This is a genomic window from Microbacterium sp. SCPM-O-B-15248 (M128) (genome assembly GCF_058214835.1).
The window spans coordinates 330,596-342,922 of record NZ_JBYQLI010000001.1; the positions used below are offsets into that span (position 1 = coordinate 330,596).

Sequence of the window (12,327 nt, forward strand, 5' to 3'; positions counted from 1 at the left end):
ACATGCTGAGCGATGTCGAGCTGCCGTTGCCGTTCGATCCGGACGACGTTCCGGCGTACGAGAGGGCGCTCGACGTGCTGGAGCCGTACGCGCGGGCCGCGCGGTTCGTGATTCCCGGGCACGGATCGGTGGGTTCGGACGCGCTGGCGCGGCTGGCGGCCGACCGGCGGTACCTCGCCGACGTGCGGCAGACGGCGGAGTCGTGCGACCCGGTGCCCGCCCTTCTGGACGCGCCGGCCCCCGCGCGGCCGCGCATCCGCGCGCCCTCGCCCGCCCGCGCGGACGCGCCGACGTCCGGTTTCAGAACGGTGCCGGTTCGTGTTCATGGTCGGTCGGGGGTGGCGGGTCGGTCGGGGGTGGCGGGTCGGTCGAGGGCTGGGGCGGGGTGGGCTCGTCGGGGAGGAATCGGACCGCTGGCGTGTAGGGGAGGGGTTCGTCGGTGTAGACGCGTCCCGTCGGAGAGGTCCACTCGAGGACCCCGCCGGGGAGTTGTCGGACTGTCCAGCGGGTGAACTGTTTCTGGGTGTGGTGTCTTTGGCAGAGGTGGGCGAGGTTTCGCACGGCGGTGGGTCCGCCGAGCGCCCAGTCGTGGGTGTGGTCGACTTCGCAGCGCACGGCCGGGGCGACGCAGCCGGGCCACCGGCAGTGGCGGTCACGGGCGCGGAGGTGCCGGTCGATCGCGGCGGTGCGGTGGTAGGTGTCGGTGCGGAGCACCTCGCCCGAGACCGGGTGGGTGATGACACGGTCCCAGGGAACGGGGGTGGCTTCGGCGAGGGCGCGGGCGGTGTCGGCGTCGATGGGTCCGTGCCCGACGAGGTCGGCGGGGTCGGACTTCTCCGCCCCGGGGCGCAGCATCGTCAACGCCGGGACCACGACCTGCACCCGCGCGCGGATCGCGCCGAGGGTGCCGGGGCCGTCGTCGCCACGGGTGGGGTCGGCTTCGGGTGCGGCAGTCAGCAGCAGGTCGGCGAGGATGTCCGCGCGCACCTGATCGGCGGTCCGTGTATCGGGCGTGGTCGTCGTCGCGTTCGCCGAGCGGTCGCCGCGTCCGTCGCTACCGGCGCCCCGACCGGCGTGTTGCCCCACGGACGCGTCACCGCAGCCGGCGTGTTCCACCGTCGACGCGTCACCGCGCCCGGCGTCTCGGCGCATGTCGACGATCGCGGCGCTCTGCTGCACGAGCCGGTCGTAGATCCCCACCGCCAGCACCGTCGGGAGCGTCGCGATCAGGTCGGACATCCCGTCCTCCCCCGACACGACCCGCACGCACCGGGTCGCGCGTCCGCGCAGGTGCCGCTCCGCCAAGGTCGTGGGCTGCAGCGATTCCGCCAACGCCGCCAGTCGGGCCTTCAACCGCCCCGGACTCAGCCCGTCGGCGGTGGCGACGGCGAGGACGTCGAACTCGTGCCGCCGCTCGGACGGCAGGGGCAGCCCGGCATCCACGATCACCCGCACGTGGGTCCGGGTCAGCGCCCCCGCCTCCCACGCATCCAGCGTGACCGGGAAGTCATCGGCGAGGGTCATCGCACGACCGATCTGCGCTTGCACACTCCGATCCGACAGGGAGGATGCCGCCGCGATCTCGGATGCGACCTCCCGCAACGCCAACTCCGCCGCCCTCGCCGACGCCCGCACCCCCGCAGACGCGTCGAGCGCGAGGTGCCCCGCCCGGGCCAGCGCGCGCACGCGTCGGGCTTCGGCGGAGGCCACCTCGGCATCCACCCCGCGCACCTCGACCAGCACCGAGGAGAGGGCCGAAGCCCCGTCATCGGGTGGTGTCGGAGGGCGATCGAAAGACATGCATGCATGCTAACCACGACCTCCGACATCGAACCCGGCCCACGAGCCGAAATGGGGAGAGATCCGCCGCATCACCCGCTGGGGAGGAGGGATCCGCCGATAGCGGGGCGCTAAGAATCAACCAGCGACCTGCGATTTCCGTAGGAGGAAGCGCTGCGGGTGAAGTCTCGAAGACTCACGGTCCCGCCCATTCACGCGCCGGTGCGCTCTCCGAGCGGCCTCGACCACGCGATCTCGCGCTTCAGTTGCCCGGTTTGCTGGAACAGCCGCACCTGATGCGTATCCGCCAGTGCCGCGGCCAGTTCGTTGCGATCGGCGGGTTCGAACCCCAGGTTCTGCCAGAACGGCCCGGATCGGCGGCTGAAGAGCCAGGCCGTGCGCGCTCCTTCCTCGGCGGCTCGCGTCAGCGCGAAGGTCGCGAGGGCACTGCCGCTCCCGCGGGAACGGTGCGTCGGACGCACCGCGACGCTGCGGATCAACGCGTGGCAACCGTCGGCGCTGAGCTCGTAGCCGGTGCTGCCGACGATCGCACCGGTCTCATCGCGCTCCACCCACAGTCGCACGCTCGGTGCGTCCAGGCCGCTGAGCGTGAGGTCGACCGCCTCGAGGAACGCCGTCAGCGCCTCGACGTCTTCCGGACGGCACCGCTCGAGCTCCACCCGCCGAGTCACGCACGCACGCCGTCCGGGTTCGGGCCCGCGCCCGCCCTGATCGCGACTCCCGGTGTGCCCGTCCGCGCGAAGGCCCACGCGTGCGCCGATCTCCCGAACCCGTCCTCCGCCCAGCGTCCGCCCGCCCGACGGCATCCCCCACCGCACCTGCCGGGCACCGCGCGACGGGAGGGCATTCGGGGAGCGGAGGATGGATGCCGCGCGGATCGTCCTCCGTGCGCCGGATCTCCTCCGCTCGCCCGGAGTTCCGGCATCCGGGTTCCGGCAACACCACTGCCTGCACCTGCCGGGCACCGCGCGACGGGAGGGCATTCGGGGATCGGAGGATGGATGCCGCGCGGATCTCCCTCCGTGCGCCGGATCTCCTCCGCTCGCCCGGCGCCGCGGCATCCGCCCGCAATGCCCCGCCCATGCAACCGCCCGCAATGCCCCGCCCATGCAACCACCCGCAGCGCTCCCCGAAAACACCCCCGCCCCGTGGCATCCACACGACACCACGGGGCGGGAGGCCGAACGGGCTACAGCGTCGACGCGAAGGGGTCGAAGCCCTCCTCAAGCAGCGGCACAGGCGCGACGGTGCTGCCGATCTCGAGCGTCTGGCCCGTCGCGGCCGATTCTTCAGCCGACAGCATCACGTCGAGGACGTGGAAGCCCAGCTCTCCGGTGGCGATGTGCGGGCGGTCCGCGGCGATCGCGCGGGCCATGTCGAGCACGCCGAGGCCGCGGCCGACGACGGTGCCCTCGTTCGGCACCTCGATCCACTCCTGCTCGGTCTTCATGCCGTCGCGGAAGACGCCGAGCGGCTTCACGTATGCGATGCGTCCCTCGAAGCGGTTTGGATCGGGGAGCACCATCGTGCCCTCCGAGCCGTGGATCTCGACCACGCCGTGGCGCTCGAGCGCCGAGTCGAAACTCAGCAGGTGCGTGCCGTGCTGGCCGGCCGCGAACGACGTGAGCACCTGCACGGTCGAGGGCACCTCGACCGGGAACGTCTCGCCCGCGCGCGGTCCGGTGTGGATCGTGCGCTCGGTCCGCGGCCGCGAGCCGCGTGCGGTGACCCCGGCGATCGGGCCGAGGAGGCTCACGAGCGCCGAGAAATAGTACGGCCCCATGTCGAGCAGCGGACCGGCGCCGCGCGCGAAGAGGAACGCGGGGTCCGGATGCCACAGGTCGGGCCCCTGCGTCTGGAACGACGTCTGCACGAACAGCGGCTCGCCGATGACGCCCTTCTGGATCGCGCGCTTGGCCGACTGGAAACCGGGGCCGAGCAGGGTGTCGGGGGCCGAGCCGATGCGCACGCCCGCGGCATCCGCCTGCTCCAGGAGCGCACGCGTGGCGTCACGGTCGAGGCCGATCGGCTTCTCGGTCCACACGTGCTTTCCCGCCGCGATCGCCGCCGACGACACCTCGACGTGCACCTGCGGGATCGTGAGGTTCACGACCAGGTCGACGTCGGGGTTCGACAGCACCTCGTCGGGAGTTCCTGCGACGGCGACGCCGTGCTCGTCGGCTTTGGCCCGGGCACGGTCGGGGAACAGGTCGCCGACGGCGACGACACTCACATCGGGGAACGAGGTGAGGTTCTCGAGGTAGGTCTGGCTGATGACTCCGGCACCGATGATGCCGACTCCGAGGGGCCGGCTCATCGGACGAACCCGCCCTCGGTGAGGAACGCCAGGCTCGCGGCGATGTCGGCGAACACGTCGCCGGGCGCGCGGTCGTACTCGATCACGGCGAACTTGATGCCCGTGCCGGCGCGCAGCGCGTCGGCGAGCGGAACCTCGCCGGTGCCGGCGTGGCGCTGGTCGAGGCTCGCGGTGGACAGTTCGCCCGCGTCCGGACCCCAGGGGTTGGATGCCGGAACCACACCGTCCTTGACGTGCACGGCCGTGAGCCGGTCGCCGAGGGCCGCGACGAGTGCGGGTACGTTCTGGCCACCGGTGAGCGCCCAGAAGAGGTCGAGCTCGAGCTGTACGCGCTCGTCGGTGAGCGCCACGAAACGCTCGTAGGCGGTCTGGCCGCCGAAGTCGGCGACGAACTCCTGCGCGTGGTTGTGGTAACCGACCGAGAGGCCGAAGGTCGCGGCGACGTCGGCGGCGCGGTTCAGGCGCTCGGCGATGTCGGCGACGCCGTCCTCGGTGAGCCAGCGCTCGGGTGAGACGAACGGGTCGATGACGGTCTGGATGCCGATGGTCGCGGCCGCCTCGAACACCACCTCGGGCGCGGGCGTGGGGATCGAGCCGTCGGGGGTCCACAGCTCATCGCTGAGCAGCGGGGCGTGGCCGGTGGGGGAGGCCAGGCCGCTGGCATCCAGGGCTGCGCGGATCTCGGCGGGGCGATCGACGAACGCGAACGCCTCGACGTTGCGCAGACCGAGCGCCGCAAGCTTGTCGAGCGAGCCGGACATGTCGGCCGAGAACTCGGATGCCAGCGAGTACAGCTGCACCGAGGCTACGGGGAGGGAGGTGGGCGTGGTCATGGGGTCCTTCTGCACGTCGTCGTCGGAGGGGCCGGGTGGCCGTGTCGATACTCTAACCTCCACGTGGAGGTTACGCTAGCGCAGTGGAGTGAGGAAAGGTGGGGACATGGCTGACGACGCGACGATCGGGCGGCCCGGACAGCGCCGGCGCGGTGTCGAGCGTCGGCAGGAGATCCTCGACCGCGCGATCGAGGTCTTCCGCCAGCGCGGCGCCGACGGCACCTCGCTGCGCCGCATCGCCGAGTCCATCGGCGTCTCGCACGCGGCGCTCCTGCACTACTTCGACTCCCGCGAACAGTTGCTCGTCGCCGTGTACGACCACGCGGCCGCGAAACGCGCCGAGGAAGAAGCCGCTCACCCCGTCGAGCCGGGCGTCGAGGGGATGATCGCCGCAGCGACCGCCAACGTGGAGGTGCCGGGCCTCGTGCAGCTGTACTCCACGCTCGTCGCCGCGGCGCTCGAGGTCGACAGCGGCGTCGGCAAGGAGTACTTCACGTCGCGGTTCGTGCGGCTGCGCGCCGAGCTCGGCGAGATCTTTCGCGCGCAACAGGCCGAGGGGCGCATCCGCGACGACGTCTCGGCCGATCATCTCGCCGCCCTGCTCATCGCCGCCTCCGACGGCCTGCAGATCCAGTGGCTGCTCGATGCGTCGGTGGGGCTCAGCGACACGCTCCGCACGTTCGGGATGCTGCTGCGGCCTCCGCGCGCGGGCTGACGAGAGCGGCGGCTGACGCGGCGCGGGCTGCAGCGGCGGTGGGGTCGCATGGTGGCGCGGGGCGGCTGGGTGGCGCGGGGCGGGTGGCGCGGGGCGGCTGGGGCGGCGGGGCGGGCGCGGCGCGCGGGCGGTTGCGCCCGGCGGTGGCGCCCGGGCAGCGGAGGAGATTCCGCCAGGGGAGGAGTAGAACGCCGTGATGCGTCCTCCGCTCCCCGTATTTCCTCCGCTCACCGCGGCTGGGGGCTCCCTGCGGCTGTGGGCTCGCGCGGTGGAGGGTGCGGGTGGAATGCGGCGGTGTGGCGCGGGCGGCGCGGGTGGCGCGGGGTGAGCGCGGCGGGGCGCGGGTGCGGCGCTCGGGCGGTGGCGCCCGGGCAGCGGAGGAGATTCCGCCAGGGGAGGAGCAGAACGCCGTGATGCGTCCTCCGCTCCTCGAATCTCCTCCGCTCACCACGGCTGGGGGCTCCCTGCGGCTGTGGGCTCGCGCGGTGGAGGGTGCGGGTGGAATGCGGCGGTGTGGCGCGGGTGGCGAGGGTGGCGCGGGGTGAGCGCGGCGGGGCGCGGGTGTGGCGCTCGGGTGGCGCCCGGGCAGCGGAGGAAATGCGGCGGAGGGAGGACCAGAACCCCGTGATGCGTCCTCCGCTCGCCGAATCTCCTCCGCTCCCCGCGGCTGCGGGCTCGCGCGGCGGGGGTGGTCGCCCTTGTCCCAGCCTCTGCGGCTTCGAGGGCGCCGAGATGGCCATAAGTGGGACACGCCCCGCCAGAAGAGGGACGAGGATGCCGATGGATGCCACTGCGCACCGCCGCGCGTCAAGCCCGGCGGCTTTCAGGCTTCTTTTCATCACGAACGGGTAACGTTCCCGGGTCCGCGCGGCTCTCGCGCCGCCGAAACGAGCGTTCCAGGAGGCGATGACCATCAGCACCACCGTGGCGGCTCCGCGTCCGCTCGCTCGGCCCGTGGCATCCCCTCGCTCGGGAGCGGCCCGACACCTTCCGTCGCTCACCGGTCTGCGCTGGGCGACGGCGTTGCTCATCTTCGGGCACCACATCATGGCCGTGGAGTACTTCGGCGGTCGCGCCGGTGACGTGTGGGGCTTCGTGTTCGAGGCCGGGAAGACCGGCGTGACGCTGTTCTTCATCCTGTCGGGGTTCGTGCTGGCGTGGGGGTACAAGCCCGCGCAGACCGCGCGGTCGTTCTGGCTGCACCGCGCCGCACGCATCTATCCGCTCCACGTCGTCGGCCTCGGCCTCGCACTGTTCGCCGCCGCGACGCTCGTGCCCGAGATCCGCACCGACGGTCTGGCGCCGCTCGGGGCGAACCTCCTGCTCGTCAGCGGGTGGAACCCGGACTGGTGGCAGGCCGGGAACCCGGCGAGCTGGTCGCTCGTGTGCGAGGCCTTCTTCTACCTGATGTTCCCGCTCATCATCCGGTTGGTCGCCGGACGATCAGCCCGCGTGCTCTGGGCGGTGGTCGTGGCATCGCTCGCCCTCGTCGCCCTCGCCCCGCAGATCGCCACGGTCTCGCCCGTGCCGATGTCCGCGGCATCCACCCCCCTCCTACGGCTGCCCGAGTTCGTGCTCGGTGTCGCCCTCGCGCTGCTCATGGCGCAGACGTCGTGGCGGCCCGCGTCGCTGCGGTTCGCGCTGCCGTTGGCGGTGCTCGGCTACGCGCTCTCGGAAGCGCCGGCCCTGCCCGGGACCGAGATCCGCCCCGGGCTCGCCGTCACCGTCGGCGGGTTCGCGCTGCTCGTCGCCTCGCTCGCGTCGGCCGATGCGCACCGGTCGTCGACGTTCCTCGCGCGGCCGATGTGGCAGGAGCTCGGGCGGTTGTCGTTCGCGTTCTACCTCGTGCACCTGCTCGTGATCGCCTCGGTCTCGTCGGCCTGGCCCGACGGGCATCCCGAGCTGCATTGGCCTCGCGCGATCGCGCTCGCCGTGCTCGCCTTCGCGATCTCGCTCGGCCTGGCGTGGGTGCTGCATCGGGGCGTCGAGGCGCGGATGCAGCGCGTCCTGCTGCGCTTCGACCCCGACCGGCGCGGGTCCGCGGCGCCGCAACCGTCGCCGGCAATGAGCCCCGCGCCGGCTGCGGTGCGCTGAGAACAGGCGGCGCGCTGAGAACAGGCGATGGTCTGAGAACAGGCTGCTTCGGCTGGATCGGCCTGTTTCGTGGCATCCCCTGTCCGGGCGGCAGGGGCGACAGGGGCGACCCGGGGCGACAGGGGCGACCCGGGGCGGCAGGGGCGGCAGGGGCGACCCGGGACGGCCCGGCCGGTGGGGCAGGGGTGGTTCGGGCGACCGGCCGGGGACCGTCGGCGTGGGCTCGCAGCGCCGGCGGCGCGGGCGTGTGCGGAGAACAGGGATGCACTGAGAACAGGCCGTTTCTCACCCGATCGGCCCGATTCGTGACATCCCCTGTTCTGGCGACCGGATCGCGGCGGGCAGACGGGGGCGACGTCGGCGGCTAGAGTCGCCGGATGATGACAGCGATGAACGGACTCCACGTGATCATGCTGCTTCTGATCTGGATCGTGGGCCTGGCCGTGGTGGGTGCGGCGCTCTACGTCGTGGTCAGGCTCGCGGTCACGCACGCGCTGAAGACGCACACGCGCTGGATCGACAACGGCAAACCCTGACGCGCGGCCACCGCCCGTCACGAAGCAGGGGATGCCACGGAGACAGGCTGATCTGCGCCGGATCGGCCTGTTCTCGTCGCACCCCCTGTTTCGGTGACGGCACACCGGCGCCCCCCCCACATCCCGCGGCGCCCCCGGCATCCCGCGGCGCCCCCCCCCGAAACGACGAAGGGGGCGCAGCCTCGCGGCCACGCCCCCCGGGAATCTCTCCGGTCAGTCCTCGCCCACCGGCGACCACGCACCCGTGGCGATCGGCTCGAGTGCGGCCGTGTCGACGAAGCGGTGGAACCGGAAGTCGGCCAGCAGCGGCGACGGCGTGCCGGTGACGATCTCGTCGGCGAGCAGCTCGCCCAGGATGAGCCCCAGTGTCGCACCGGAGTGCGTGAAGAGCGCCGACAGGCTCCGGATGCCGGGAACCTCGCCGACCGCGGGATCACCGTCGCCCGGGATGGGCTTGAGGCCCGCGCCGACGTGCTGCGCGGTGAGGGTGGGGTTGCCGGCGAGAACGCGCGACGCCTCGGCGAGCAGGCCCTCGACCGACGCCTCGGGCACCGTGAGCGAGCCGTCGTCGGCCACCTGCACCGACTGCTCGGCCCAGTCGGCGTCGAGCACGAGGCGCCCGTCGGGGGTGGGGCGCACGGCCACGCGCGGGGTGTTGAGCACGGTGCGCACGGTGACATCGACGGGGTCGGTGAAGAGCACGAACGCCGCGGGGGTGGCATCCGGGATCGTCACGCCGAGCGAGGCGAGGTCGGCGGGAACCGCGGGACCGGTGGCCAGCACGACGTGGTCGGCGGCGATGCGGGTGCCGTCGGCCAGCACGACCCCGACGGCCTCGCCGCCCTGCACGTCGACGCGCGCGTGGCCGACGTTCTCGTGCACCGTCGCGCCGGCGGCGACCGCGTCGGCGGCCAGTGCGGCGATGAGGTCGGGCATGCTGATCCAGCCCTCGCCGGGGTTGTAGATGGCGCCCTCCTCGGCGACGGCCGCGGGGTCGACGTCGGGGGCGATGCTGGCGATGTCGGCACGATCGACCCACAGGGAGTCATAGCCGTTGCGACGCTCGAAGTCGAACGTCGAGCGGAAGCTCTCGCCGGGGCCGGCCCACTTCAGGGCGCCGTCGAAGCGGATGTACGCCTCGCTCTCGGGGTGGTGCGCCTGCCACGAGCGGTAGCGGTCGATGCCCGCCAGGCGCAGGTAGTGGTAGGACGCGGACCGGTCGCCCGACGAGTTCAGCCACGCGATCGAGCGCCCGGAGGCGCCGTCGGCGAGCTCGCCGGAGGTGACGAGCGTCACCCGGGCCCCCGCGCGGGCGAGGTACGCCGCGGTGGAGGTGCCGAGGATGCCGCCGCCGATGACGGCGACGTGGGGGGAGGTGCCGGTGGTCATGGAGAATCTCTCTCTCTTGTGATCGGTGATCAGGCGGAAACGGGGGACGCGGCGTGCACGCGCTCGATGATCTCGAGCACGCCGACGGCGTCATGCGGGTCGACGGGGAGGGGTCCTCCGTCACGCAGGTGGAGGGCGAGCGCGCGGTAGAACCCGCCGTAGTCGCCGCGCTGCGTGGGGTGGCGGCGTGTGTCGGCGCCCGCACCGAGCACACCCCAGCGGTCCTCGGCGACCTCACCGAAGCCGGGGTCGCCGGGAAGGGCGCCCTCGATCAGCGCCGGCTCCTGCGGGTCGAGCCCCCAGGACGTGTACCCGGCGCGGTCGCCGAGCACGTGGAAGCGCGGCCCCTGCAGCGGTGCCACGGCGCTCATCCACAGGTGCGACGTGGTGCCCGAGGCGTGCTGCAGCGCGAGGAACACGTCGTCGTCGGCGGCCGTGGCCGCACGGCGGCGGTGGACCTCGGCGTACACGTCGTCGACGGCGCCGAACAGCTGCACGGCCTGGTCGATGAGGTGGGTCCCCAGGTCGTACAGGATGCCACCCCCCTCCGACGCGCGCGCCTCGGTCTTCCACGAGGCCGGCGGCTCGGGCTTCCACCACTCGAAGCGCGACTCGAAACGCCGCACCTCCCCCAGCTCCCCGCCGTCGACGAGCGCGCGGAGCGTGCGGAAGTCGCCGTCCCACCGGCGGTTCTGGAACACCGTGAGGGTGCGCCCGAGCCGCTCGGCCCGGGCGATCAGCGCGCGCCCCTCGGCCGAGGTGACGGCGAAGGGCTTGTCGACCACGACGTCGAGACCGGCGTCGAGCGCCTGCGCGGCGAGGTCGGCGTGCGTGCCGCTCGGCGAGCCGATCACGACGAGATCGAGCTCGGATGCCGCAGCCCACACCTCGGCGACGTCGGACACCACACGGGCCGAGGGATGCCGTGTCTCGGCCTCGGCACGCCGGTCGGGGTTCGCCGTGACGATGAGGTCGAGCCGGTACGCGGGGTCGGCCTCGAGGAAGGGGGCGTGGAACACCCGTCCCGAGACGCCGAATCCGATGACCGCGGTACGGAGGGGAGTGGATGCCATCACAGCACCTCCGAGAGGAAGCGCTGCAGGCGCGGGCTCTGCGGTCGCTCGAAGAGGTCGCCCGGGGCGCCCGCCTCGACGACGCGTCCCTCGTCCATGAACACGGCCTGGTCGGCGACCTTGCGGGCGAAGCCCATCTCGTGGGTCACCACGAGCATGGTCATCCCGCGCTGGGCGAGGTTCGCCATGAGGTTCAGCACGCCTTTGACCAGCTCGGGGTCGAGGGCGCTGGTGGCCTCGTCGAACAGCATGACCTCGGGCTCCATGGCCAGGGCCCGCGCGATCGCGACGCGCTGCTGCTGACCACCCGACAGGTCGCGCGGCCGGTGGTCGCTGCGCTCGGCCAGGCCCACCTCGGCGAGGCGGTCCTCGGCGATCCGCCGGGACTCGGCCGCGGAGAGGCCCTTCACGTGCCGCACGGCGAGAGCGACGTTCTCGAGGGCGGTGTGGTCGGGAAAGAGGTTGAAGTGCTGGAAGACCAGACCGATGCGCTTGCGCACGGCATCCGGCTTCTGCGTCAGCACGCTCTCGCCCGCCAGCAGCACGTCGCCCGACTTCGGCTCGTGCAGCCGGTTCACCCCGCGCAGCAGGGTCGACTTGCCCGAGCCGGACGGCCCGATGATGCAGGTGGTGGTGCCGGGCTTGACCTCGAGGCTCACCCCGCGCAGCACGTCGATGTCGCCGTAGGCCATGGTCAGGTCGCGCAGCTCGAGGCTCGACCCGGCGTAGAAGTGCCCGTCGGTGACGGGGACCGGAGACGTGTACGTCATGTGTTGGCTCCGTAGGTGAGGGCGGGCGGCGGCGTGAGGTCTTCGACCTCGTCCAGACCGCTCTTGGGCGGGGTGGGCTTGCGGCGCCCGGTGCGGAAGCGGTTGTCGAAGTAGTTCACGAGGTGCGTCAGCGGGACGGTGATCACGAGGTAGAACACCCCGGCCATCACCAGCGGCGACAGGTTGCCGGTGAGGACGGCGGCATCCTGACCCACCCGGAACAGCTCGCGCTCCGACACCAGCAGGCCGAGGAAGTACACCAGCGAGGAGTCCTTCACGATCGCGATGAATTGGTTGACCAGGGCGGGGAGCACCCGGCGCACGCCCTGGGGGACCACGACCAGGCGCATGGCCTTGCCGTAGCTCATCCCCAGGGCGCGGCAGGCTTCGAGCTGTCCGCGGTCGACACTCTGGATGCCGGCTCGGAAGATCTCACCGATGTACGCCGACGCGATCAGCGACAGGGCCAGGATGCCGAGGGGGTACGGCGACGGCCCGAACAGCTGCTGGCTGAGGCGGGCGAACCCCTGACCGATCAACAGGATGGTCAGGATCGCCGGCAGCCCGCGGAAGATGTCGGTGTAGATGCGGGCGGGAGTGCGCAGCCAGCGCGAGGGCGAGATGCCCATGATCGCCACGATCATGCCGAGCACGATCCCGATCACGGTCGCGCAGACCGAGATCACGAGCGTGTTGACGAGGCCGGTGCCCAGCAGCTGCGGGAACACCTGCCACATCGCGTCGAAGTCGAGGAACGTTTTGGTGAGATTGTCGAGCCAGTCCATCGGGGGCTCCTTTCA

At 72.3% G+C, this 12,327-nt stretch carries 11 protein-coding genes; 3 read left to right on the top strand and 8 right to left on the bottom strand.

Annotated elements, in window-relative coordinates; genetic code table 11:
• Positions 1–300 precede the first annotated feature (300 nt).
• The 4 genes from AC3E6M_RS01580 to AC3E6M_RS01595 form a co-directional block, all read right to left on the bottom strand.
• Positions 301–1,800: an HNH endonuclease signature motif containing protein gene (locus AC3E6M_RS01580; RefSeq protein ID WP_490528865.1), complete on the bottom strand. Its 1,500-nt coding sequence runs from the start codon at positions 1,798–1,800 to the stop codon at positions 301–303.
• Between the two features lie 191 nt (positions 1,801–1,991).
• On the bottom strand, positions 1,992–2,471 hold the full coding sequence (locus AC3E6M_RS01585; RefSeq protein ID WP_490528866.1) for a GNAT family N-acetyltransferase: 480 nt from the start codon (positions 2,469–2,471) through the stop codon (positions 1,992–1,994).
• Positions 2,472–2,989: 518 nt separating this feature from the next.
• Positions 2,990–4,117 carry a Gfo/Idh/MocA family protein gene (locus tag AC3E6M_RS01590; RefSeq protein WP_490528867.1) on the bottom strand — a complete coding sequence of 376 codons (1,128 nt, stop codon included), beginning with the start codon at positions 4,115–4,117 and terminating at the stop codon, positions 2,990–2,992.
• The gene (locus AC3E6M_RS01595; protein ID WP_490528868.1) at positions 4,114–4,950 is read right to left on the bottom strand and encodes a sugar phosphate isomerase/epimerase family protein; all 837 of its coding nucleotides are present in this window, start codon (positions 4,948–4,950) and stop codon (positions 4,114–4,116) included. Before AC3E6M_RS01595 ends, AC3E6M_RS01590 begins: the two co-directional genes overlap by 4 nt.
• Before the next feature lie 106 nt (positions 4,951–5,056).
• Here AC3E6M_RS01595 and AC3E6M_RS01600 point away from each other — a divergent pair, with 106 nt between their 5' ends.
• From AC3E6M_RS01600 to AC3E6M_RS01610, 3 genes are all read left to right on the top strand, one after another.
• Positions 5,057–5,665 (top strand): TetR/AcrR family transcriptional regulator, encoded by a 609-nt coding sequence (locus AC3E6M_RS01600; protein WP_490528869.1) that lies wholly within the window; start codon positions 5,057–5,059, stop codon positions 5,663–5,665.
• A 906-nt stretch (positions 5,666–6,571) separates the two neighbouring features.
• Entirely contained in the window at positions 6,572–7,759 is a 1,188-nt protein-coding gene (locus tag AC3E6M_RS01605; RefSeq protein WP_490528870.1) for an acyltransferase family protein, read from the top strand.
• Between the two features lie 377 nt (positions 7,760–8,136).
• Complete coding sequence (locus AC3E6M_RS01610; protein WP_490528871.1) at positions 8,137–8,295, top strand: hypothetical protein; 159 nt, start codon at positions 8,137–8,139, stop codon at positions 8,293–8,295.
• Positions 8,296–8,508: 213 nt separating this feature from the next.
• Here AC3E6M_RS01610 and AC3E6M_RS01615 read toward each other — a convergent pair whose 3' ends face one another.
• From AC3E6M_RS01615 to AC3E6M_RS01630, 4 genes are read right to left on the bottom strand one after another with little or no spacing between them, the layout of a single operon-like run.
• Positions 8,509–9,684: an NAD(P)/FAD-dependent oxidoreductase gene (locus tag AC3E6M_RS01615; protein ID WP_490528872.1), complete on the bottom strand. Its 1,176-nt coding sequence runs from the start codon at positions 9,682–9,684 to the stop codon at positions 8,509–8,511.
• Between the two features lie 29 nt (positions 9,685–9,713).
• Positions 9,714–10,757, bottom strand: a complete 1,044-nt coding sequence (locus AC3E6M_RS01620; protein ID WP_490528873.1) for a Gfo/Idh/MocA family protein — start codon at positions 10,755–10,757, stop codon at positions 9,714–9,716.
• Entirely contained in the window at positions 10,757–11,527 is a 771-nt protein-coding gene (locus AC3E6M_RS01625; protein ID WP_490528874.1) for an amino acid ABC transporter ATP-binding protein, read from the bottom strand. Before AC3E6M_RS01625 ends, AC3E6M_RS01620 begins: the two co-directional genes overlap by 1 nt.
• On the bottom strand, positions 11,524–12,312 hold the full coding sequence (locus AC3E6M_RS01630) for an amino acid ABC transporter permease (protein WP_138176066.1): 789 nt from the start codon (positions 12,310–12,312) through the stop codon (positions 11,524–11,526). Before AC3E6M_RS01630 ends, AC3E6M_RS01625 begins: the two co-directional genes overlap by 4 nt.
• Positions 12,313–12,327 lie beyond the last annotated feature (15 nt).